Genomic DNA, 23,968 nt, shown 5'->3' with positions numbered 1-23,968 from the left:
TTCACTGGGTTATTTCACGCCATCGCTTCTCCAGCCGCTTCACGGAAACGGGCATGGGGGTCTTCAGTTCCTGGGCGAACAGACCCACCCGCAGTTCCTCCAGCAGCCAGCGGAAATCCTCCAGGGCCTCGTCGGTGCGGTCCTGGCCTGCCCGGCCCGCAAGGGCTTCTTCGCGCTGGCGCCATGCCGCCAGCAGCGGTGCCATCTCGTTCATGCTGCCCTGGTCCCGGGCCAGGTGGTGGGGCAGCTTGCCCAGGCGCAGTTCCATGGCCTTCAGGTAGCGGGGCAGTTGGGGCAGGCGGGAAGGGGGATGCCTTGCCAGGAAACCGGGAAAGACCAGGCCGCCCAGCTGGGCCCTCAGATCCGCCACGGCGTTCCTGCAACCGCAGGGCGCCTTGTCCAGGGCCTGGCCGATACGGTGGGCCGTCGCCAGGCAATCCAGGGTGATCCGGGCCAGTTCCTGGACGGTCCCTTGCAGGCGCGGGCGTGCGGCCTCGCAGGCGGCGCGAAAGGCCGCTTCGGTACGGATGGGCCCTGGTCCGCCCATGCAGGCCAAGGCGGCGGCCACCGTCGCGTCACGCACCAGGGCCTCGCACTGGGCACCCTTGAACAGCAGGCCGTACTGCAGGCAGGCGGGTTTCAGGCGGCTCGCCAGGTCCCTTTCCGTCTGCTTCAGCAGGTCGGGAAAGGCCAGCCAGATGAGCCGGGCCGTGCCCAGGCGGTGGTCGGTCCGAGCATTGGCAGGGCTGTCCGCCAGGCCCAGGCTCACGCTGCCGGCAGGCGTCATGCGCAGGGCGGGAAAGGCACTCAGGTTGCCGCCCTTGCCAGGCATCGGGAGGGGAACGGATTCAGGCAGGTCGCCGAAATCCCACCGGGTCACGGACTCCCGCTCGAAGGCGGTGGGGGCGGCGGAGGTGGTGCGGGCCATGGCCTGGCTGGCCTGCAAGCCCAGTTGCCGGCGTAGTTCCGTCAGGTCCCGGCCTTCTGCCACGGTGCGGCCTTTCTCGTCCTGGATGCGGAAGTTCATGCGCAGGTGGTTGGGCAGGGACTCGGGACGCCACGCGTCCCGGGGCACGGCCTGGCCCGTGCGCCTGGCCAGGAAGACAGCCAAGGCATCCTGGAGAGTGGGAAGTGGGGAGTGGGGAGTCGGGGTACCCCCGTTTTTCCCACTTCCCACTTCCCAATTCCCACTCCCCAACGCCTCCGCCGCAGCTCTTGCGAATTCGGGCACGGGCACGAAGTTGCGACGGATGCCCTGGGGCAGGCCCTTGAGGAGGGCGGCGATCTTTTCCTCCAGCAGACCGGGCACCAGCCATTCGCAGGCGGTGGCGGGCACCTGGTTGAGAGCGGCGAGAGGTACTTGAAGTGTGACGCCGTCGTCCGCCGCGCCGGGCTCGAAACGGTAGCTCAGGTTGAAGCGGCTGCCGTGGTGGTCCAGATGGGGCGGGAAGTCCCGGGCCTGGGCTGGGGTCTGCGGGCCCAAGAGGGCTTCCCGGGACAGGAACAGACGTCTGGGCTGGACTTTCTCCATCTCCCGGCGCCACTTCTCGAAAGCGGCGCCGTTGTGGATGCCTGCCGGCACCAGGGCGTCGAAGAAGTCGTACACCGCCTGCTCGTCCACTTCCAGGCGGGCGTTGCGGGTGCGCTGGGCCAGGTCTTCGATCTCGTCGAACAGGCGGCGGTTGTGCTGGAAGAAGGGGGCGCGATTGTCCCACTCCCCCTGGACCAGGGCGGCGCGGATGAAGATTTCCCGGGACAGCTTCGGATCGATGGGGCCGTAGTGCACGGCGCGGCCGTTTACCACAGGCAGGCCGTATAGGGTGGCCCGCATGGCCGCCGCCACGTGGGCCGGTTTCTTGGCCCAGTGGGGGTCGCTGTAGCTCACCTTGAGGAGGTGGCGGGCCTGGTGCTCGATCCACTCGGGCTCAATTTTTGCAATGGTCCTCGCATAGACCCGCCGCGTTTCCACGATCTCCGCCGCCATGAGCCACTTGGGTTTCTTCTTCACGCCGGAACCAGGAAAGGGCAGGAACTTCATATCCCGGGCCCCCAGGTAGACACCGTCCTCCGTGAGCATGCCCAGGTTGCCCAGGAGGCCGGTCATCAAGGCCTGGTGTAGGGGGGCATAGATGTCAAGGGGGAAGGGGGATGGGGGAAGGGTAGAAGTGGGGTGCGCGGAGTCTTCCTCACCCTTAACCCTTAACCCTTCCCCCTTTACTTCCACCTTCCACCCCAACTCCTTCACCTGCACCGTCAACTGGCCGTACACGTCCCGCCATTCCCGTACCCGGTTGGGGGAGATGTATTCCTTCTTCAGGGTTTCTCGCAGCTTTTTCTGGCTCTTTCGGTGGGTGTTCAGGTGGTCCAGGTAGTGCCACAGCCTGAGGATTGAGAAGAAGTCTGAATTGGGGTCGGCGAAGCGTTGATGCCGCTCGTCCGCAGCCTGCTGGGCCTCCAGGGGGCGTTCCCGGGGGTCCTGCACCGAGAGGAATGAGGCGATGACCAGGGCCTCGTGCAGGACGGCCTTTTCCTTGGCGGCGATGAGCATGCGCCCGATGCGGGGGTCCACGGGCAGGTGGGCCAGCTGCTTGCCGACGGCGGTGAGACGGTGGTTCTCGTCCAGGCCGCCCAGTTCCGTCAATAGCTGCTGGCCATCCCGCACCCGCTTGGGCTCGGGGGCGTCCAGGAAGGGAAAGGCGTCGATCTCCGGCAGACCCAGGGACTTCATGCGCAGGATCACGCCCGCCAGGGAGGAGCGCAGCAGTTCCGGCGTGGTGTAGCGGGGGCGGGACTGGAATTCCTGCTCGTCGTAGAGGCGGATGCAGATGCCCTCCGCCACCCGGCCGCAACGGCCCGCCCGCTGGTTGGCGGAGGCCTGGGACACCTTCTCGATCTTCAGCTGTTCGATCTTGTTGCGGATGGAATAGCGCTTCACCCGGGCCAGGCCCGCATCCACCACGAAGCGGATGCCCGGCACCGTGAGGGAGGTCTCCGCCACGTTGGTGGCCAGGACGATGCGCCGGCCAGGATGGGAGGCGAATACCTTTTCCTGCTCGCTCACCGACAGGCGGGCGAACAGGGGCAGGATTTCCGTCTGCGGCGGATGGTGTTTGCGCAGGTCCTCCATGGCCTCGCGAATCTCCCGCTCTCCCGGCAGGAACACCAGGATGTCGCCGGGCCCCTCGGCGGCCAGTTCATCCACGGCATGAAGCAGGCCGGTGGAGAAATCAGGTTCTTCCGGAGTAGGTGGAGCAGGTGGAGCGGAGCCGACATCGCTCCCACCCTTCCCCCTTCCCCCTTCCCCCTTCACTTCCACAGGCCGGTAGCGCATCTCCACCGGATAGGTGCGCCCCGACACCTCCACCACTGGTGCGCCGTTGAAATAGGCGGAGAAACGGTCCGCCTCAAGCGTGGCGGAGGAGATGACGAGCTTCAGCTCCGGCCGCCGGGGCAGCAGGGTCTTCAGGTAGCCCAGGAGGAAGTCGATGTTCAGGCTGCGCTCGTGGGCCTCGTCCAGGATCAGGGTGTCGTAGGCGCGGAATTCCGGGTCCGACTGGGTTTCCGCCAGGAGGATGCCGTCGGTCATGACTTTTATCCGTGACCGGTCGCTCACCTGGTCGGTGAATCGCACCTGCCAGCCCACCAGGCCCCCCAGCTCGCTGCGGGTTTCCTGGGCGATGCGTTGGGCCACGGTCTTGGCGGCTATGCGCCGGGGCTGGGTCATGCCCACCATGCCGCCTTTCACCGCCGACTCGCCGATACGCCCCCGGCCCGCTGCCAGGGCGATCTTGGGCAGCTGGGTGGTCTTGCCCGAGCCGGTCTCGCCGCACACGATGACCACCTGATGGGCGGCCAGGGCGGCGGCGATGTCTTCCCTCCGGGCAGACACGGGCAGGTGCTCGGGAAAGTCCAGGTGGGGTATCGTCGCGCTGGTTTGGGGGACGTTAGTTTCGTTATGGACGTTGGGGGCGTTGGCATCTGGCATGGGGCAGGAAACTAGCATGAAACTTTTCTGGTGGGCCGTGGTGGTGGTGAGCATGAGTTGTTCTGCCCGGGCGGAGCCCATGCGCGTGCTGGACCTGAGCCTTAGCCCGGATCCTGCCTGGCAGCGGGGCACGCCCCGGCAGGAACAGGAAGACGATGCCCTGGTGCTGTCCTGGCCGGTGCCGGAGGGGGTGGCCCTGCAGGTGCTGGTGCCCCGGGAGCCGCCCCTCATCAAGTCCGATGCGGACACCTTCTACCGCAACCTGACCCGGAAATGGTCCGCCCTCTATGGCAAGCAGGCGGCCGTGGGCTGGATCGACGCCGAACCCAAGGGCCAGGGCGGCGTCCGCTGGCTGAGTTGCCGCCGGCCTGCCAGCACGGGAGACGGGGTGGTGTTCCACCTGGCCACGGTGCACGAGGCCCGGGCCTACAGCCTGCTGGTGTTCGCGCCGCCCAAGACCGGGACCTTGCCCCAGGCGGTGCACCAACTGGTGGCCGGCGCCGGCTTCCATGTCATGCCCACGCCATGGCGCCAAAGCCGGGCCCTGGCCGTGGCACCCCAGGGCGACGTCCTGGAGGCCCTGGCCCAGGCGGAGGCGGAGGTGCTGGGCGACCGGGGCATGATCACCGGCTATGGCGTCAGGGCCGAGGACCCCGCCGGCCAGGCCTCGGGGGGCGGGCTGGGACTCCAATGGTTCCTGGAGGGCTTCCTCTGGGACAGGCAATACGGCCGGGATGGTCGGCTGCCCTTCGAGGCCCGGGGCCAACTGGTGGCCGAGGCCCCGACCCTGCTGGAGGAAGGCGTCCTGCACCTGGGCCTGAAGCTGGGCGGCGCGGAGGGTGCCCTGACGGCCCAGGCCCGGCTCCATACCTATTGCGGGCCCCGGGGGCCCTGGAACGAGGCCCTGGCGGACCTGGCCCGGGGCGCCCGGGGGCCCTTGGCCCGTCTTGGCCGGGATCATGCCTGTCCCGGGCAACCCGCGGATCCCACCCTGGCCACCCTGGAGGCGGTGCCGGGCCAGACGGTGGCCCGGTCCGTGCCCCTGAAACTGCCGTCAGGCAGGGTGGACCTGTTGTGGCTGGAGGTCAGGCTGCTGCCCCGGGAGGGTACCGTGGGGGAAGGTATGCTGGATCGGCTGGGGCTTTACTTCGTGTATGGGCCGGATGGCTGAGGACGTTGAGTCCGCCCCGCATGAAGCCGTCCGGGAGGCGGCTAGCTGGCCGCCCAGACCTTGGGCCAGTCCAGGGGGGAGTGGAACAGGGGCAGGTAGGTGTAGTCGCGGATGGCGTAGTCGGGGCGCGTGGTATCCCGTACCTGGTGGTGGGCAACCGCGTTGCCGGTGGGGCGCAGCAGGCTTACCACCTGGGCGGGGCGGGTGCGTCGGTCGAACCAGCGGGTGACCAGGGCGGTTTCCCGGTTGGCCAGGCGCACCACGGTGCCGGGAGGGTAGTAGCCCATGGCCCGGCGCAGGGCCAGCATGGTGGCGTCGTCCAGTTTGCTCCGTTCGCGGCGGAACAGTTCCCGCAGGGCCTGGCGGGGGTAGCGGCAGGTGCGGTTGTGGCGATGGCTGAGGAAGGCGCACCAGACGTCTGCCGTGCGCAGGACGCGGGCTTCCAGGGTGATGGCCGGGCCGACGATGCCGAAGGGATAGCCGCTGCCATCCATGTTCTCGTGGTGCTGGCTCACCGCCAGCATCCAGCGGGCATCCTTCACGCCCATCCTGGCCAGGGACTCGGCGCTGTGCCAGGCATGCATGCGCAATTGGGTGCCTTCCGCCGCGTCGGGTTTGCGGGAGGACAGGGATAGCCGGTCCTGGAGATCGTGGCTGCTCAGGTTCATGGTGAGGGCAGCGCAGGCGACGGTCTGCTGGGCGGCTTCCGACATGCCCAATTCCCGGGCCAGCAGCAGGCCGACGGTGGCCACGTGGAAGGAGTGGCGGCGGGCCAGGCTGGGCATGTCCAGCAGGTTGGACATGCCGATGCAGAGCTCGGGATGCCCCTGCACCAACTGGCGCAGGGCCTCCGCCAGGGCTTGCAGGGACGGGATATCCAGGTCGTGGGGGGTGGCCAGCAGGGCCTCGTACTTGCGGGCCATCTGTTGCAGGGCCTGGTAAGGCGGGGCCTGGATGGCATCATCCATCTCGCTTGGCCGGTACAGGCGCAGGGCCCGGAGCTGTTCCAGCCGGGCGGGATCGGAGATGACGCTGCCGCCCCGCACCACCAGTACCCCCTGCTGGTTGTACAGGTCATGGGGGAGTGGAGCGTCGAGCAGATGCTGGCCGATCTCGGTCGGGATGAAGCTGGGCATGCCCTGTTCTTTTCGGAACGATAGACTAATTCTAGAACAGTCGACGTCGTAACGTGTTGGATTGACGAGGATTTTTTTTGGATTTCTGTGTATCGAGGCGATGACTGGATGGGTGAAGATCGGACTAGTCGTGGGAAAACCCAAACCAACGCAGGTCCCTGGTTTCGGTGTCCAGCAGGGCGTAGCCGGGGTCCTGGTCCTTCTATTGCCTTCATTGCCCCGGGGAGCGGGTTGGCTAGCGGTTGAGGTAGCGCCGGTCGTCGAAAGTGGCCACCCATTCCGGCCGCCACACCACCATGAGCGTCACCATCATGCCCGTGGCGAAGGCCTCGCCCCAGGCGATGAGCAGGTAGTAAGGCAGGTATTCCTCCAGCAGGTAATCCAGGGTGTAGGCGCCGGACAAGGCGATGTAGCCCGTGGACACGAAGCCCAGCAGCATGATGGCGATGGCTCCGCCGAAGAAGGCGTTGAGGAAGATGTAGACGAACAGGTGGTTGGGCAGCTTGCCGTCCACCAGGCGGTAGATGGCCCAGCTCACCCCCACGGGCAGGGCGCCCATGAGCAGCCAGTTGGCGGCAAATGCTGCGTACTGGCCCTGCCACAGACTGATGGCAGCAGTGATCAGCCCCAGGGCAAGCAGGGCGAACATCGGGCGGAACATGAGGGTCAGGGCCGTGGCCCCCAGGAGGTGGAAGTTCAGCCCGGGCTTGATGCCCGCCTTGATGAGCCACAGGCCCAGCACCGCCACCGTGGCCCCCAGGAATATGTTGAGATTGGCCCGGTCCAGCAGCATGGACCAGGCCGTACGCCGGATCAGGAGGATGGTCAGGCCCAGTGCCCCCAGCCAGAAAAGCCAGAGCCAGAGGGTGGGGATGTGGGCGGAAAGCAGGTTCACGGTGGGGGATACTGAAAAATTGCCACAATGCAGCGTCGAGTAAAATGCCGGCTCATTTTATTAGAAAGTGCTGATGGAGCCCCCATGCGTCTTGCCCTTTTTGACCTGGACAACACCCTGCTGGCCGGCGATTCGGATTTCGAGTGGGCCCAGTACCTCATCGAGCAGGGCGTGCTGGACCGGGAGGTGTACGAGGCCCGCAACCAGGCGTTCTACGACCATTACAAGGCGGGCACCCTGGACATCCACGAGTTCCTGGATTTTCAACTGATGCCCCTGGCCCGCCACAGCCGGGAACAGCTGGATGCCTGGCACCGGGACTACATGGCCCGCAAGGTCATCCCCATGGTTGCCCCGGGCACGGCAGCCCTGCTGGAAAATCACAGGGACCATGTGCAGGTCATCGTCACCGCCACCAACAGCTTCGTCACAGCCCCCATCGCCCGCCATTTGGGGGTGGCGCACCTCATCGCCACGGAGCCCGAGCTGCGGGATGGCCGGTTCACAGGCAAGGTGTCCGGCATCCCTTCCTTCAAGGCCGGCAAGGTGGCTCGCCTGGAGGAATGGCTGGCTGCCCAGGGCAAGACCTGGGCCGACGTGGCGGAGAGCTGGTTCTACAGCGACTCTCTCAACGACCTCCCCCTGCTGGCCCACGTGCACCACCCCGTGGCAGTGGACCCGGACCCCACCCTGAGGGCTCACGCCGAGGCCCGGGGCTGGCCCGTCATCAGCCTGAGGGGCGCGTAGCGGACAAGGTGGCGATTGGGGGGTGATGGAGCAAATGAAAAGGGAGGTTAAGGGAGGACGCAGGGCTGGGTTATAGAATGGCGAGGTTTTTTCGTTTCTTTACCTTGCCCCCGCCCGAACATGAACAAGATCCCCCCCAAGACCCTCATCGCCGCCTTTGTCTTTCTGGGCATGGGCGCCTTCGCCGCCAGCGTGGTGCCCAGCGCGGAGATCGCCGTAGTCATGGGGATACTGTTGCTTACCGTGTTCCTGTTCGCTTTCGAGGTGGTGGGCGTGGACGTGGCCGCGGTGAGCGTCATGGTGCTGCTGGGGCTCGTCAGCGGGTTCAGCGACCAGTTGGGACTGGCCAGCCCCCTGGTGCCTTCCTCCGAGCTGTTCCGGGGATTTTCCAGTAACGCGGTGATCTCCATCATCGCGGTCATGATCATCGGCGCCGGCCTGGACAAGACTGGTCTCATGAGCCAGGTGGCGGGCACCATCCTGAAGCTGGCGGGCCAGACCGAGGCCCGCATCATCCCCGCCATCTCCGGTACCGTGGGCTTCATTTCCAGCTTCATGCAGAACGTGGGCGCCGCCGCCCTGTTCCTGCCGGTGGTGGGCCGGATATCCTCTCGCACCGGCCTGCCCATGTCCCGCCTGCTCATGCCCATGGGGTTCTGCGCCATCCTGGGGGGTACCATCACCATGGTGGGTTCCAGTCCGCTGATCCTGCTCAACGACCTGATACTCACCTCCAACCAGGCCCTGCCGCCGGCGCAGCGGATGGAGACCTGGTCCCTGTTCTCCGTGACCCCCATCGGCGTGGCCCTGCTCATCGCCGGCATCGCCTATTTCGTCCTGGCCGGGCGCTTCGTCCTCCCCAGCGGCAACAACGAGGGCGTCACCACCGGCACCAACACCATGAAGTATTTCCAGGACCTGTACGGCCTGGACTACGGCCTGTTCGAGGTGGTGGTGCCCGCGGGTTCACCCCTTATAGGCAAGCTCTTCGACGAATTGGAGACCACCTGGAAGGTGCGCGTCATCGCTGCCCAGCGCAGTAGCGAGGAACTGCGGGTAGGCCCAGGCAGCCTGGCCCGGGACCTGGGCATCCAGGCCGGAATGGTGATGGGTATCCTGGCTTCCCCGGAGCACATGCGGGCATTCATCGCTGACAACGCACTGGAGCTGAGGGATGAATTGAAGACCTTCGCCGAGTCCCTGGCGGCCACCAGGGCCGGTATCGCCGAGGTGGTGATCCCGCCCCGCTCCAGCCTCATCGGCAAGAGCGCCCGGGACGTATGGATGCGCAAGACCTACGGCATCGCCATGGTGGCCCTGCACCGGGGGGGCGAGACCCTGCGGGAAGGAAATGGCATTCGTGATCTGCCCCTGAAGGCCGGCGACGCCCTCATCGTGCATACCACCTGGGAGGCCCTGGCCCACCTGGAGAAGGACCGGAATTTCGCTGTCATCACCACCGAATATCCCCACGAGGAGCTGCGTCCCCACAAGGTGGTCCCGGCCCTGGTCTTCTTCGGCGTGGCCCTGTTCATGCTGCTGTTTACCGACATTCGCCTGTCCGTCGCCCTGATGACCGGCGCCATCGGCATGATCCTGTCCGGGGTGCTGCGCATCGAGGAGGCCTACCAGGCGGTTAGCTGGAAGTCCGTGTTCCTGCTGGCCAGCCTCATTCCCCTGGGTCTGGCGGTGGAGACCAGCGGCACCGCCGCCTGGATCGCCCAGCAGACCCTGTCCCTGCTGGGGGGCGTGCCCACCTGGGTGCTGCAACTGGCCATCGCCGTGCTCGCCACCTTCTTCACCCTGGTCATGTCCAACGTGGGCGCCACGGTGCTGCTGGTGCCCCTGGCGGTCAATATCGCCATCGGGGCCGGCGCAAACCCGGCGGTGTTCGCCCTCACCGTGGCCCTGGCCACCTCCAACTCCTTCTTCCTGCCCACCCACCAGGTCAATGCCCTGATCATGGGGCCCGGGGGATACCGGGTGGTCGATTTCATGCGCGCTGGCGGCGTCATGACCGTGCTGTTCCTGGCGGTGATGATGCTGATGCTGAACCTGGTCTACTGAGACGTTTCTCCGCTTCGAGCTCCTGAAAGAGGAGATTCCCCCTCGGTGCGGGCGATGGCCACGGCGCCACAGGCGTCGGAAAATACGTTGACGCTGGTACGGCACATGTCCAGCAGCCGGTCCGTGGCCAGGATGAGGCCGATGGCCTCGGCGGGCAGGCCGAAGTGGGTCAGTATGAGGGTGATGGCCACCAGGCTGGCCGCCGGGATGCCCGCCACGCCGATGGAGGTGACCAGGGACAGAATCACCACGGTGAGTTGCTGCATGAAGCTCAGGTCCACGCCGTAGGCCTGGGCGATGAACAGCACCGCCGCGCATTCATAGAGGGCCGTGCCGTCCATGTTCACCGTGGCCCCCAGGGGCAGGATGAAGGAGGAGGTGCGTTCCGAAACCCCCGCGCGCTTCTCCACGCAGTCCATGGTGAGGGGCAGGGTGGCGGAGGAGGAGGCGGTTGAAAAGGCCGTTAGCAGGGCCGGGGACATGGCCTGGAAATGGCGCAGGGGACTCACCCCTCCCACGAACTTAAGCAGCAGGGGCAGCACCACGAACATGTGGATGGCCAGGGCCGCCAGTACGGTGAAGAAGAACCCTGCCAGGGGGCGGAAGGCCTCCAGGCCCGACGTGGCCACCACCTTGGCTACCAGGCCGAAGACGCCCATGGGGGCGAACTTCATCACCAGCTCGGTGATCTTCAGCATGACCTGGGCGAAGCCCTCCCAGAAGCTGCGCTGGCTGCGGCCCAGTTCCTCGGGCAGGCGGGTGATGAAGTAGCCGAACAGCAGGCTGAAGGTGATGAGGCCAAGCATCTGCCCCTCCGCTGCGGCACTGACGATGTTGGGGGGCACCATGCGCAGCAGGATCTCCACCAGGTCGCCGCTGTCCCGGCCCGCCACCTTTTCCATCACCGCTCCGGTCTCGGCGGCCAGGCCCAGGAGGTCCTTGGCCGGTTGGCCGTCCACCAGGCCGGGCTGCACCAGGTTCACTGCCAGCAAACCCACCAGCACGGCCAGGGCGGTGGTGGTCAGATACCAGGCAAGGGTCTTGCCCCCCAGGCGGCCCAGGCCGGCGGTGGTCCGGTTGTTGGCCAGGCCGGCGATGATGGACGCCACAATGAGGGGCACGATGAGCATTTTCAGGGCGTTGAGGAAAAGACTGCCCAGGAAGTCGTAGATGGCCAGGGGCGAAATGCCAGCCAGCAGGCTGTCCGGCCGGGTGGCGCTGCCCGCCAGCACGGCCATGGCGAGGGCGATGAGTACCTGCCAATGGAGCTTCATGCGGATCATGGTGTTCCTTATTGGTGCAATTCGGGCCTATTATGACTACTCCGACTACCGGGGTTTGAAAGGAGATAAGACATGAAAGTGCGCAATATCCTCGTCAAGCTGGCCCTAGTCACAGGGTTGGCCCTGGGTCTGGCAAGCCCCGCTGTTCAAGCCGCCGAACCCATCGTCATCAAATTTTCCCACGTGGTGGCGCCCAACACCCCCAAGGGCAAGGCGGCGGACCACTTCAAGAGGTTGGCCGAGGAACGCACCAAGGGCCGGGTGAAGGTGGAGGTCTACCCCAACTCCCAGCTCTACAAGGACCGTGAGGAAGTGGAGGCCCTGCAACTGGGCGCGGTGCAGATGCTGGCTCCCAGCCTGTCCAAGTTCGGTCCCCTGGGCGTGCGGGCCTTCGAGCTCTTCGATCTGCCCTACATCTTTCCCAACAAGGAAACCCTGTACCGCGTGATGGATGGCGACATCGGCAAGAAGCTGTTCAGCCAGCTGGAGCCCAAGGGCATCGTCGGCCTGGCCTTCTGGGACAACGGCTTCAAGCACATGAGCGCCAACCGGCCCCTGCGTACCGTGGCTGATTTCAAGGGCCTGAAGATGCGCATCCAGTCCTCCAAGGTGCTGGAGGCACAGATGCGGGCCCTGGGGTCCAATCCCCAGGTGATGGCCTTTTCCGAGGTCTATTCCGCCTTGCAGCAGGGGGTGGTGGACGGCACCGAGAACCCCATCTCCAACCTCTACACCCAGAAGATGCATGAGGTGCAGAAGCACCTGACCCTGTCCCAGCACGGTTACCTGGGCTACGCCGTCATCGTCAACAAGGCCTTCTGGGAGGGGCTGCCCGCCGATGTCCGCAAGGTCCTGGAAAAGGCCATGGTGGACGCCACGGAGTATGAGCGCGACATCGCCAAGAAGGAGAACGACGATGCCCTGGCCGCCGTGCGCAGGGCCGGCACTACCCAGGTCCATGTCCTGTCCTTGGAGGATCGCATCAATTGGTGGAAGGCCCTGTTGCCGGTGCACAAGGAGTTCGAGGACAAGATCGGCCGCGACATGATCCAGGCCGCCTACCGGGTGGCGGCAGACGTGGAGAAGGCAGGCAAGGGCAAGTAAAGCGGTCAGGCCATGATCAACCGTGTCCTGGACCACCTGGAGGAGTGGCTGATCCTCTCCTTCATGGCGGCGGCCACCCTGACGACCTTCGTCTCGGTGGCCATGCGCTACCTTTTCGGCACCGGCTTCACCTGGGCCACTGAGCTCACCATCTACTTGTTCATCTGGATGGCCAAGTTCGGTGCAGCCTACGGCGTGCGCACCGGCATCCACGTGGGCGTGGACTACGTGGTGAACAAGGTGGAGGGTGTCAGGCGTCGTGCGCTCATCATCACCGGCATTTCACTGGGCATCATCTTCACCGGCGTCATCGCCTTCTTCGGCGCCCGCTGGGTGGTGTTCATCCACGGGACCGGCCAGATATCCCCCGACCTGGAGTGGCCCATGTGGATCATCTACCTGGCCATCCCTTTCGGCTCCGGCCTGATGTGCTATCGCTTCATCCAGTCCCTGGTGCGTTTCCTGTTCCGGGGCGAGGTGGTCTCCGCCGGTCCCACCGCCGACCTGCGCGAGGGCGCGTTGGATAACGTGCAAACGAGCGCGAAGGAGCTAGCCAAATGACCGCCGCGATCATCATGGGCATCCTCACCCTGATGCTCATCACCGGCACGCCCATTTCCATCGCCCTGGGCATGACGGTGCTGGTGTTCCTGCTGGGCTTCTCGTCCTTCGACATGCAGACGGTGAACATCATCTCCCAGCGCCTGTTCACCGGCCTGGAGAGCTTCTCCATCATGGCGGTGCCGTTTTTCGTGCTGGCCGGCGCCTTCCTCACCGACGGAGGCGTGGCCAAGCGCATCATCAATTTCGCCGTGAACCTGGTGGGGTGGATGCCCGGCGGCCTGGCCATGGCCTCGGTGGTGGCCTGCGCCTTCTTCGCTACCCTGTCCGGTTCCAGCCCGGCCACGGTGATGGCCATCGGTTCCCTCATGCTGCCGGCCATGGTGCAGCAGGGCTATCCCAAAGGGTTCTCCACCGGGGTCATCGCCTGTTCCGGCTCCCTGGGCATCCTCATCCCGCCCTCCATCGTGCTGATCATCTACGCGGTGGCTACTTCCGAGTCCGCCGGCAAGTTGTTCGTCGCGGGAATCGTGCCCGGCATGATGCTGGGCATGCTGCTCATGGGGGTGACATTTCTCTACGCCAAGAAGCACAAGTTCCCCACGGTGCCCCGGGCCAGTCTCAAGGAGGTGTGGAAGTCCTTCCTGGATGCCTTCTGGGGCCTGATGCTGGTGGTCATCGTCATGGGCGGCATCTATGGCGGCATTTTCACCCCCACCGAGGCGGCGGCGGTGTCGGCGGTCTACGCCTTCCTCTGCGCCACGGTCATCTACCGCACCCTGAAGCTGCGGGACGTGCCCAAGGTGCTGCTGCACGGCGCCAACACCTCGGCCATGCTGTTGTACATCATCACCAACGCCATCCTGTTCAACTTCCTGCTCACCTCCGAGCAGATCCCCCAGGCCCTGGCCGAGTGGGTCACCCACATGAACCTGGAGGCCTGGCAGTTCCTGGTCATCGTCAACATCACCCTGCTGCTGGCGGGCCAGTTCATGGAGCCCAGTTCCATCATCCTGATTCTCGCCCCCCTGTTCATGCCCATCGCCGTGGCCCTGGGCATCGACCCCATCCACCTGGGTATCATCATGACTGTGAACATGGAGATCGGCATGCTCACCCCGCCGGTGGGCCTCAACCTTTACGTGGCCAGCCACCTGTCCCACATGGGCCTTACCAGCGTGTCCAGGGCAGCCCTGCCCTTCGTGGGGGTCATGCTGGTGTACCTGATGCTCATCACCTACGTGCCGGAGATTTCCCTCTGGCTGGTGGATCTGCTTTACCCGTCCTCGCCCACTCCGGTGCCTGGCGGCGCCGTGTTTGACTGACGACAAGGTGGTTAAACTGTTTTTTGCCTAAATTATCGAATGCGCTGTGAAACCTCTCACAGACCTGTCATGGTTTGAGAGGTAATGTAGGCGCCTGTAAAATCCTTCCCCTAGGGAACGTTCATCTGCCTGCCCGAATTCCCGGTCGGGCATCTTCAGTAACCCACAAAACGCAGGAGGAAGTCATGCGTGTGTCCCTTGTTTCCTTGAGTTCCCTGGCAGCGGCCCTGGTCTGGGCGGGTGCCATTCAGGTCCATGCGGCCGAGCCCTACTACAACCCTGCCAACCCTGCCAGCGCCAGCGGCAAGACAACGGGCTACGAGTTGTACCAGACCATCGGTTGTCCCGGTCAGGCGCTGCTGAACGGCAAGTGCCCCACCGCCCCGGAGGCCCGGGCAGCCAAGCCGGCGCCGAAGGCCGCTCCCAAGGCGGCTGCTCCCGCGGATCCTTGGCTGCGCAGCTACCTGTACGTCCCCACCGGGGTGAAGGAGTCCAGTGGACTCATGGTGGAACGTCTGATCCCCCGGGAGGTGGTGGCAGGTCAGCCCTTCGACTACCTGCTCAGGGTTACCAACCTGACTCCCTCCGCCCTCAAGGATGTATCCGTTTCCGACGCATGCGGCGACAGCTTTGCTCTGGTCAGCAGCACGCCTCCCACCACCCAGTCCAACGGCAACAACCTGCAATGGGACCTGGGCGAGATGGCCGGCAAGGAAACCCGGGACATCGTCGTGCGTGGCTCCTATCCTGCCGGCGCATCGGCCAAGAGTTGCGTCAGCGGGGCCTATGACGTGGCCTCCTGCCAGGTCTTCAACGTGGTGGAGCCCAAGTTGAACCTGACGGTGACCGCCCCCGTCGAGGTGATGCGCTGCGAACCCATCCCCGTACGCTATGTGGTCAGCAACCCGGGCACCGGCACTTCCAAGGACGCGTCCCTCACCGGCAATGCGCCGGACGGCCTCATGGCCAAGGACGGCACTGTATTGGGCGTGGCCGCCTTGGGCGACCTGGCCCCCGGCACCAGCCGCACCGTGGATGCCATGTTCGCTGCCAAGTCCCCGGGCACGTATGAATTCAAGCCCGTGGCCAGCGCCAGCCCCGAGCTTAAGGCCGAGGCCGCCGCCAGCACCAAGGTCACCCAGCCCGTGCTGGAAGTCTCCAAGTCCGGCCGCGATGAGATCCTGCTGGGCCGCGACGTGGCCTACACCATCAAGGTGGCCAACACCGGCGATGCCGTGGCCAAGGATGTGGTGGTGGAAGAAATGCTGCCGGCCGGTGCTTCCCTGGCCAGCGCCAGCGATGGCGGCAAGGCCGAGGCGGGCAAGGTGGTATGGCGTCTGGCCGACCTGAAGCCGGGCGAGAGCAGGGAGCTGAACGTGGCCCTGGGCGTAGGCAATCTGGGCATGGTCACCAGCACCACCCGTGCCACCGCCTATTGCGCCGACGCTGCTTCCGCCAGCGCCAAGACCGACGTGAAGGGCATCCCCGCCGTGCTGCTGGAGGTGGTGGACATCACCGACCCGGTGGAAGTGGGCAAGGAGACCACCTACGTCATCACCGCCACCAACCAGGGTTCCGCCACGGACGTGAACCTGCGCATCAAGGCCGTGCTGGAGGACAGCATGGCCCTGGTGGGCTCGGAAGGGGCCACTGGGGGCACCGCCACCGGCAACACCGTGGAGTTCGCGCCCCTGCCGGCCCTGGCCCCCGGCGCCGCGGCCACCTGGAAGGTCACCGCCAAGGCGGTGAAGCCGGCGGATCACCGCTTCTTCGTGGAAATGACCAGCGACCTGCGCAGCCGTCCCGTGCAGGAGACGGAGGCCACCACGCTGTTCAAGTAACCTGGCAAGCCTCGGCGGGGATTTCCCGCCGAACCCTGAAGCGGCACGGTCACCCAGTGCCGCTTTTTTTTCGCCTGGTAGCAATGGAGGTTTGAAGCACTATCGGTAAATGAGAAAATCCTTATTTACTATATTGGCCGCTTGCCTGTTTCGGCGGCCAGCAGTTGGAACGACAAGACATGACACAAGGCACCTCCGCCCTTCACGAAGAGGTCCGCACCACCACCTGCTACATGTGCGCCTGCCGCTGCGGCATCAAGGTGCATTTGCAGAACGGCCAGGTACGGTTCATCGAAGGCAACAGCGAACATCCCCTGAACCAGGGCGTGCTGTGCGCCAAGGGCTCTTCCGGCATCATGAAGCAGTACTCCCCCGGCCGCCTGACCCGGCCGTTGCGCCGCAAGCAGGGCGCCGAGCGGGGCGCCGGCGAGTTCGAGCCCATCTCCTGGGAGGAGGCCTTCAGCATCGTGGAGGAACGCCTGGCCAGGATCCGCGCCACGGACCCCAAGAAATTTGCCCTGTTCACCGGCCGGGACCAGATGCAGGCCCTGACCGGCCTGTTCGCGCGCCAGTTCGGCACCCCCAACTACGCGGCCCACGGCGGCTTCTGCTCCGTGAACATGGCGGCGGGCCTCATCTACACCATCGGCGGTTCCTTCTGGGAATTCGGCGGGCCGGACCTGGACCGGGCCAAGCTGTTCGTCATGATCGGCACGGCGGAGGACCACCACTCCAACCCCATGAAGATCGCCCTGTCCAAGTTCAAGCGCAACGGCGGCCGCTTCATCTCCATCAACCCGGTGCGCACGGGCTATTCCGCCATCGCCGATGAATGGATTCCCATCAAGCCCGGCACCGACGGCGCCCTGCTCCTGGCCCTGATCCACGAGATCATCAAGCAGGGCCTCTACGACCGGGACTTCCTGGTGCAGTACTCCAACGCCGCCGAACTGGTGAACCTGGACCCGGACAGCCCGGAGCACGGCATGTTCGTGCGCTTCGAGGTGCCGCCGGAGGAAGGCTGCTTCGACCCCCAGAACAAGCTGTGGTGGGACCGGGAGATGGACCGCCCCGTGGGCACCAACACCCCCGGTGTGGACCCCCGCCTGCTGGGGGAATTCACGCTGTCGGACGGCACCCCCGTGAAGCCGGCGTTCCAGCTGCTCACCGAGCGGGTGGAGCACTACACGCCGGAATGGGCCGCCAGCATCACCGGCATTCCCGCCGACACCATCCGCCGCCTGGCCCACGAGATGGGCGTCACGGCCCGGGACCAGAAGATCGAGCTGCCCATCGCCTGGACCGACGTGTGGGAGAACGAGCACAAGAGCGTCACCGGCAACCCGGTGGCCTTCCACGCCATGCGGGGCCTGGCCGCCCACTCCAACGGTTTCCATACCATCCGGGCCCTGGGCATCCTCATGTCCATCCTGGGCACCATCGACCGGCCCGGCGGCTTCCGCCACAAGGCGCCGTTCCCCCGGCCCATCCCCCCGTGTCCCAAGACGCCCAAGGGTCCGGAGGACGTGCGGCCGGACACGCCCCTGAACGGCATGCCCCTGGGCTGGCCCGCGGACCCGGACGACCTGTTCGTGGACGCGGACGGCGAGCCGGTGCGCATCGACAAGGCCTTCTCCTGGGAATACCCGCTCTCGGTGCACGGCCTGATGCACAACGTCATCACCAACGCCTGGCGGGGCGATCCCTACAAGATCGACACCCTGCTCATCTTCATGGCCAACATGAGCTGGAACTCCACCATGAACGCGGTGGAGGTGCGCAAGATGCTCAACGACAAGGACGAGAACGGGGAACACAAGATCCCCTTCATCATCGTCGCCGATGCCTTCCAGTCGGAGATGACCGCCTTCGCCGACCTGATCCTGCCGGACACCACCTACCTGGAGCGTCACGACGCCATGTCCATGCTGGACCGGCCCATCTCCGAGTTCGACGGCCCGGTGGATTCCGTGCGCATCCCCGTGCTGCCCCCCACCGGCGAGTGCAAGCCCTTCCAGGAGGTGCTCATCGAGCTGGGCTCCCGCCTGAAACTGCCCGCCTTCGTGGACGCCCAGGGCAAACGCAAGTACCGGGACTACCCGGACTTCATCACCAACTTCGAGACCGCGCCGGGTTCCGGCATCGGCTTCCTGGCGGGCTGGCGGGGCCTGGGGGGCGAGAAGTCCATGAAGGGCGAGCCCAACCCCAACCAGTGGCAGATGTACGAGCAGAACAACTGCGTCTTCCACTACCACATGCCCAAGTCCTACCAGTACATGCGCAACTGGAACCAGGGCTACCTGCAATGGGCCCAGGCCCACGGCATGACCCGGCACGCGGAGCCCATCAACATCCACATCTACTCCGAGGTGCTGCAGAAATTCCGCCTGGCCGCCCAGGGCAAGGGGGACGGCCGCCAGCCGCCGGAGCGGCTGAAGCAGCGCATCGCCACCTACTTCGATCCGCTGCCCTTCTACTACGAGCCCCTGGAGGCCACCCTCTCGGACAAGCACAAGTATCCGCTGAACGCCGTGACCCAGCGGCCCATGGCCATGTACCACAGCTGGGATAGCCAGAACGCCTGGCTGCGCCAGATCCACGCCTACAACTACCTGTACGTGAACCCGAAGACGGCGGCGGCCCAGGGTATTGCCGACGACGACTGGGTGTGGGTGGAATCCCAGTGGGGCCGGGTGAAGGGCATGGCGCGGCTGTCGGAGGCGGTGGAGCCGGGCACGGTGTGGACCTGGAACGCCATCGGCAAGGCCGCCGGGGCCTGGAACCTGGACCCCAAGGCCAACGAGTGCAGGCAGGGCTTCCTGCTCAACCATGTGATCTCCGAGGAACTGCCCGCCACCGAGGCGGGGGAGCACCTGTCCAACTCGGATCCGGTCACGGGCCAGGCCGCCTGGTACGACGTGCGGGTGCGGCTCTACAAGGCCGCCCATGACGAGCAGGGCGAGACCTGGCCCCAGTTCCCGGCCGTGCCCTCCGCGCCGGGCACGCCCAAGCGGCAGAAGTGGCTGAACTACTTCGCCGGCAAGTTCATGAAAGGAGGCCTGTGATGAGCGGCCCCCACACTCATATTCATTCGCTGCCCCCCGAGGGGGTGGTTGCCTCCCTTGAGGCGGTTCTACGGGAGGTAACATGACCCAGTTGGCCCTGGTCATCGACCTCAACGTCTGCGTGGGCTGCCATGCCTGCGTGACCTCCTGCAAGCAGTGGAACACCTCCGGCCAGGCCGGCCCCCTGTTCGACGACAACCCCTACGGCAAGGACCCCACGGGCACCTTCTTCAACCGGGTGCAGACCTTCGAGGTGGGCGAGTTCCCCTGCACGGAGACCATCCACTTTCCCAAGTCCTGCCTCCATTGCGAGGACGCCCCCTGCGTGCCGGTGTGCCCCACGGGCGCGTCCTACAAGCGCCAGTCGGACGGCATCGTCCTGGTGGACTACGACAAGTGCATCGGCTGCAAGTACTGCTCCTGGGCCTGCCCCTACGGCGCCCGGGAGTTCGACGAGCAGCAGAAGGTGATGAAGAAGTGCACCCTGTGCGTGGACCGCATCTACGACGTCTCGATTCCCGAGGACCGGCGCAAGCCCGCCTGCGTCATCTCCTGCCCCACCAGCGCGCGGCTGTTCGGCGACGTGCACGACCCGGATTCCGAGGTCTCCCTGGCCATCCGCGAGAACGGCGGTTACCAGCTCATGCCCGAGTGGGGCACCAAGCCGGCCAACCATTACCTACCCCGGCGCAAGACCAAACTGCGCATCCACGAGGACGAACTGGTGCGGGCCGACAACCCCCTCAAGAAAGAGGACATCCGCCACGAGGTCAGCAAGGAAGCCACCCTCGACGATTGGCTCATGTAAAACCAAGTCGGCAGCAGGCAGTCGGCAGTTATCAGCAACGACAAACTGCATTTCTGCCGACTGATGACTGCAGACTGACAACTGTTTTTGGAGTAAAGATGCATCCGGCATTCTCGGTAATTTTTCTGACCACCCTCATCGGCGTGGGCCAGGGCCTGTTCCTGGCCCTGTTTTCCAGCCAGGCCTACACGGTGGTGAATGTGCTGCCGGCCCAGGGGGGCGATTACTACGCCCTGGGCGGGGCCATCGCCCTGGGCTTCCTGGGCCTGGGTCTGGTGGCCTCCTTCTTCCACCTGGGCCACCCGGAACGGGCCTGGCGGGCCGCCGCCATGTGGCGCACCTCCTGGCTGTCCCGTGAGGTCATCGTCCTGCCGGCGGTCATGGGCCTGATCTTCCTCTACGTGATGGTGAATGGCCTGGGCCTGGAGATGGATCTGTACGGCCTGGGCCTGCCCGGCCAGGTGGCCCTGAGCATCGGCGTGCTGGGGGTCATCGCCACCCTGGTGCTGTTCCTGTGCACGGGCATGATCTACGCCGCCATCAAGTTCCTGCAGGAATGGGCCACCCCCCTCACCCCCTTCAATTACTTCCTGCTGGGTACCGCCTCCGGCTTCAGCTTCGCCGCCGCCTTCTCCGCCCGTACCGCCCCCGAGCTGATGCCCTTCCATGCCGGCTGGGCCATCACCCTCACCGTGGCGGCCCTGGTGTTCCGGGTTGCGGCCCTCATCCGCAACGCCCGCCTCAAGGCCCGGTCCACGGTGCAGAGCGCCATCGGCGTGCGCCACAACAAGGTGCAGCAGCGCTCCATGGGCATGATGGGTGGCTCCTACAACACCCGCGAGTACTTCCACGGCCGCACCCTGGCCTTCATGAAGTCGGTGAAGTGGATTTTCCTGGTGCTGGTGTTTCCCGTGCCCGTGGCCCTCATCTGGGCCGGCATGCTGGAGGATGCGCCGGCCCTGCTGGCGGCGGGCTTCGGCGTGCAGTACCTGGGCCTGCTGTTCGAGCGCTGGTTCTTCTTCGCCCAGGCCAACCATCCCCAGAACCTGTACTACCAGGTGGTGGGCTGAGCATTTCGCCCCTGAGGCGGCAGCCCGCCTGGCGCGGAAAGTGGTACGTTACATCCCTCCCTGATCATTGAAGCGAGGGGCCGTGACCAGCATTGTCCAACTGCTGCACGCCATGGTGCAGAAAGAGGCGTCCGACCTGTTCATTACGGCGGGTGCCAAGGTCAGCCTGAAGATCGATGGCCGCGTGCGGCCCACCAGCCTGCCCGAACTGTCTGCCGACGACGCCAGGCAACTGGCCTATGAGCTCATGAACCCGGAGCAGATCCGGCGCTTCGAGGAAACCCGGGAGATGAACTTCGGCTACGGCATTCCCGGCGTGGGCCGCTTCCGCGTCAACGTGTTCCAGCAACGGGGGTCGGTGGCCCTGGTGGCGCGGCGGCTGGACCCCGTCATCCCGGCCCTGGCCGATCTCGGCATGCCGGCGCCACTGGAACGCCTGGCCCTGGAGCGGCGGGGGCTTGTCCTGGTGGTGGGGGCGGCCGGTTCCGGCAAGACCACCACCATGGCCTCCATGATCGAGCACCGCAACACCCTACTGGAAGGCCACATCCTTACCGTGGAAGATCCCGTCGAGTACGTCTTCAGCCACAAGAAATCCCTGGTGAACCAGCGGGAGGTGGGTACCGACACGGACTCCTACGACGTGGCCCTGATCAACGGCTTGCGAGAGTCGCCGGACATGATCATGGTGGGGGAGATCCGGGAACGGCACACCATGGAGCAGGTGATCGGCTACGCCAATACCGGCCATTTCTGCCTCTCCACGCTCCACGCCATCAACAGTTACCAGGCCCTTACCCGGATCATCAGCTTCTTTCCCCTGGAAACCCGCGGCGCGGTGCTTTTCGACCTGGCTTCCTGCCTGGTGGCCATCGTGGCCCAGCGCCTGGTGCGCACCAGGGAGGGGGCCCGCATCCCCGCCGTGGAGGTGTTCAGCGTGGATTACCACCTGAGGGAACTGATCCGGGACAACCGCATGGGAGAGATCCGGGAGATCATCGAGGAAGGCCACTCGCCCGAGTTGCAGAGCTTCGACTACGCCCTCATCCGACTCTACCGGGAGGGACGGATCGATTTCGAGGAGGCCAAGGCCAATTCCGATTCCCCCAGGCAACTGCACCTGCTGGCGGAGCGGGGGGACGAGGAAGGTTTCACTACCTCAGCTTCCACGGCCCATGGCCGGGGCGGGGCACCGGCCATCGAGATTCCCACCATCGATCTGCCCTGAGCCGGGGCAGTAACGGGGCCGGGTTCAGGCGGCGGGACCTCCCCTGGACCCGCGCCAGAGGCCCAGGGCCTCCTCGGCCTGCGCCAGGTCAGGCAGCAGGCGGATGCCCTCCCCCTGGTGGGCGAGGCGTGCGGTGCCGGCGCCACCGGCCCAGATCTCCACCTCAGCGGCCAGCCGCTGCCTCAGTTCCGCCAGGGCGGCGGGAATCCGGCGCCGGGCAAAGGCGGCGCTGAAGGACAGCACCACGGCGTCCACTTCGTGGGCCCGGGCCGCCTTGCGGATGTCGTCCGTCGGAGTCTGGGCCCCCAGGGATATACAGTGGGCACCCCCCAGGACCAGCACCGAGGCCACCATGAGCAGGCCCAGGCTGTGGGCCTCGCCAGGCAAGGTCGTGAGCAGCAGGCGAGGTCGTCCCTCCGGGTCGTTGAGGGGGTTCTGGGCACCCCGCAACAGATCCTGAACCACCTCCGTGTACAGGTGTTCCTCATGGATTTCCAGGTTTCCCCTGGACCAGGCCTCTCCCACGGCCTGGGACAAGGGGCCAACCTTGTCCTGGACAAAAATTCGAAGTCCTTGCTGTTGCAACTGCCGGGAGAGCAGTCGTCTGAGGGCCTTCAGATCGTGCTGTCCGAGCAGGTCCAGGGCCTCGGAGATGAACGCCTGTCCGGGTCCTTCGGGTTCGGCTGCCATGACAGGGCGTGAGCTCAGGGCCTGGAGTTCCTCGTCGGGGCGCCCCACCAGCTTCGAAGGCCTCAAGCCCGCATCCATGAGCCGCTTGATGAGGCGCAGGCGCACCACCTGGTCCGTCGGATACAGGCGTTCGCCGTTGGCGTCCCGCAGAGGCGTCGGGAAGCCGTACCGGGTTTCCCACTTGCGCAGCACGTCCTTGGAGATTCCGGTTTCCCGCTCCACGGCGGTGATGTTCAGGGATGGCGCTTGGGTATCCATTTGTCCTGGACAAATTAATTGACAATTGATTTTGATGTGCCTATCTTAGAGTCAATTGCACTTTTGTCCAGGACAATCAAATGAAAACACGCTATTTGTCCAAGCTGGTCCCGCTTCATCACCTCACTGCGGTCCCCTACCTGGCTACCTTTGTGCTGCTGTTGGCGGCGACATTGCTGGCATTCCAGGCCCGGGCCGGGGATTGCCCCCAGGTGCTGCGTCATACCTTCGGCAGCTTGCAGACCGGCGAGTCCCAGGATTTGTGTCGCTACGCGGGCAATGTGGTGCTGGTGGTCAACACAGCCAGCTACTGCGGCTTCACGGACCAATATGCCCCACTGGAGGCCCTCTACCGGAAATACAAGGACCGGGGCCTGGTGGTGCTGGGCTTCCCCTCCAACGACTTTGGTGGCCAGGAACCGGGCAGCAACAAGCAGATCGCAACGTTCTGCCGCCTGACCTACGGGGTGGAATTCCCCATGTTCGAGAAGACGAGGGTGGTAGGGAAGGGGCGCAGCACCCTGTATGCCGAACTGCACCGTCGCACCGGCCAACAGCCCCGCTGGAATTTCCACAAGTATCTGATCGACAGGGACGGCAACCGTGTACTGAGCTTCGAGTCCGCCGTCGCTCCTGACGACCGGCGCCTGATGCAGGAACTGACCCGGATGCTGGATGCCCGTCGCGTGGTGAAGCGGACCACCTGAACCCATCACGACATCCTGGACCAACGG

The 23,968-nt window shown here is 65.4% G+C and carries 17 protein-coding genes; 12 read left to right on the top strand and 5 right to left on the bottom strand.

The window, feature by feature from the left end; all coding sequences use genetic code 11:
- Position 1 precedes the first annotated feature (1 nt).
- Positions 2 to 3,985, bottom strand: a complete 3,984-nt coding sequence (gene hrpA / locus H6935_06895) for an ATP-dependent RNA helicase HrpA (GenBank protein MCP5278073.1) — start codon at positions 3,983 to 3,985, stop codon at positions 2 to 4.
- 16 nt (positions 3,986 to 4,001) lie between these two features.
- On the opposite strand from hrpA, the gene H6935_06890 reads away from it, so the two are divergent.
- Entirely contained in the window at positions 4,002 to 5,156 is a 1,155-nt protein-coding gene (locus tag H6935_06890) for a hypothetical protein (protein ID MCP5278072.1), read from the top strand.
- A gap of 41 nt (positions 5,157 to 5,197) precedes the next feature.
- Here H6935_06890 and H6935_06885 read toward each other — a convergent pair whose 3' ends face one another.
- Both H6935_06885 and H6935_06880 read right to left on the bottom strand, forming a co-directional pair.
- Positions 5,198 to 6,292, bottom strand: a complete 1,095-nt coding sequence (locus H6935_06885) for a hypothetical protein (GenBank protein ID MCP5278071.1) — start codon at positions 6,290 to 6,292, stop codon at positions 5,198 to 5,200.
- 235 nt (positions 6,293 to 6,527) lie between these two features.
- The gene (locus H6935_06880; protein MCP5278070.1) at positions 6,528 to 7,187 is read right to left on the bottom strand and encodes an energy-coupling factor ABC transporter permease; all 660 of its coding nucleotides are present in this window, start codon (positions 7,185 to 7,187) and stop codon (positions 6,528 to 6,530) included.
- An 84-nt stretch (positions 7,188 to 7,271) separates the two neighbouring features.
- Between H6935_06880 and H6935_06875 the strand changes: the two genes are divergently transcribed.
- Positions 7,272 to 7,934 (top strand): HAD family hydrolase, encoded by a 663-nt coding sequence (locus H6935_06875; protein MCP5278069.1) that lies wholly within the window; start codon positions 7,272 to 7,274, stop codon positions 7,932 to 7,934.
- A 120-nt stretch (positions 7,935 to 8,054) separates the two neighbouring features.
- A complete protein-coding gene (locus tag H6935_06870) occupies positions 8,055 to 10,001 on the top strand; it encodes an SLC13 family permease (protein ID MCP5278068.1) in 1,947 nt (648 codons plus the stop codon).
- Here the strand turns inward: H6935_06870 and H6935_06865 are convergent.
- The gene (locus H6935_06865; GenBank protein MCP5278067.1) at positions 9,995 to 11,275 is read right to left on the bottom strand and encodes a dicarboxylate/amino acid:cation symporter; all 1,281 of its coding nucleotides are present in this window, start codon (positions 11,273 to 11,275) and stop codon (positions 9,995 to 9,997) included. The two genes, H6935_06870 and H6935_06865, sit on opposite strands and share 7 nt — an antisense overlap.
- 81 nt (positions 11,276 to 11,356) lie before the next feature.
- Between H6935_06865 and H6935_06860 the strand changes: the two genes are divergently transcribed.
- From H6935_06860 to H6935_06825, 8 genes are all read left to right on the top strand, one after another.
- On the top strand, positions 11,357 to 12,388 hold the full coding sequence (locus tag H6935_06860) for a TRAP transporter substrate-binding protein (protein ID MCP5278066.1): 1,032 nt from the start codon (positions 11,357 to 11,359) through the stop codon (positions 12,386 to 12,388).
- Positions 12,389 to 12,400: 12 nt separating this feature from the next.
- Positions 12,401 to 12,949, top strand: coding sequence for a TRAP transporter small permease (locus H6935_06855; protein ID MCP5278065.1), 549 nt, complete (start codon positions 12,401 to 12,403; stop codon positions 12,947 to 12,949).
- Positions 12,946 to 14,274 carry a TRAP transporter large permease subunit gene (locus H6935_06850; GenBank protein ID MCP5278064.1) on the top strand — a complete coding sequence of 443 codons (1,329 nt, stop codon included), beginning with the start codon at positions 12,946 to 12,948 and terminating at the stop codon, positions 14,272 to 14,274. Before H6935_06855 ends, H6935_06850 begins: the two co-directional genes overlap by 4 nt.
- Before the next feature lie 185 nt (positions 14,275 to 14,459).
- Positions 14,460 to 16,115, top strand: coding sequence for a DUF11 domain-containing protein (locus tag H6935_06845; GenBank protein MCP5278063.1), 1,656 nt, complete (start codon positions 14,460 to 14,462; stop codon positions 16,113 to 16,115).
- Between the two features lie 179 nt (positions 16,116 to 16,294).
- A complete protein-coding gene (locus H6935_06840; GenBank protein MCP5278062.1) occupies positions 16,295 to 19,180 on the top strand; it encodes a molybdopterin-dependent oxidoreductase in 2,886 nt (961 codons plus the stop codon).
- Positions 19,181 to 19,262: 82 nt separating this feature from the next.
- Positions 19,263 to 19,988, top strand: coding sequence for a 4Fe-4S dicluster domain-containing protein (locus tag H6935_06835; protein MCP5278061.1), 726 nt, complete (start codon positions 19,263 to 19,265; stop codon positions 19,986 to 19,988).
- A gap of 98 nt (positions 19,989 to 20,086) precedes the next feature.
- Entirely contained in the window at positions 20,087 to 21,058 is a 972-nt protein-coding gene (locus H6935_06830; protein MCP5278060.1) for a dimethyl sulfoxide reductase anchor subunit, read from the top strand.
- A gap of 82 nt (positions 21,059 to 21,140) precedes the next feature.
- Positions 21,141 to 22,286: a PilT/PilU family type 4a pilus ATPase gene (locus H6935_06825; GenBank protein ID MCP5278059.1), complete on the top strand. Its 1,146-nt coding sequence runs from the start codon at positions 21,141 to 21,143 to the stop codon at positions 22,284 to 22,286.
- 24 nt (positions 22,287 to 22,310) lie between these two features.
- Here H6935_06825 and H6935_06820 read toward each other — a convergent pair whose 3' ends face one another.
- Positions 22,311 to 23,234, bottom strand: a complete 924-nt coding sequence (locus H6935_06820) for a cobalamin B12-binding domain-containing protein (protein MCP5278058.1) — start codon at positions 23,232 to 23,234, stop codon at positions 22,311 to 22,313.
- A gap of 80 nt (positions 23,235 to 23,314) precedes the next feature.
- Here H6935_06820 and H6935_06815 point away from each other — a divergent pair, with 80 nt between their 5' ends.
- Positions 23,315 to 23,941, top strand: a complete 627-nt coding sequence (locus H6935_06815) for a glutathione peroxidase (protein ID MCP5278057.1) — start codon at positions 23,315 to 23,317, stop codon at positions 23,939 to 23,941.
- The last annotated feature ends 27 nt before the right edge of the window (positions 23,942 to 23,968 follow it).

The organism is Thiobacillus sp., from assembly GCA_024235835.1.
Taxonomy (GTDB): Bacteria; Pseudomonadota; Gammaproteobacteria; order Burkholderiales; family Thiobacillaceae; genus PFJX01.
The sequence above is the reverse complement of the archived record's forward strand: the minus strand, read 5'-3'. Positions and strand labels throughout refer to the sequence as shown.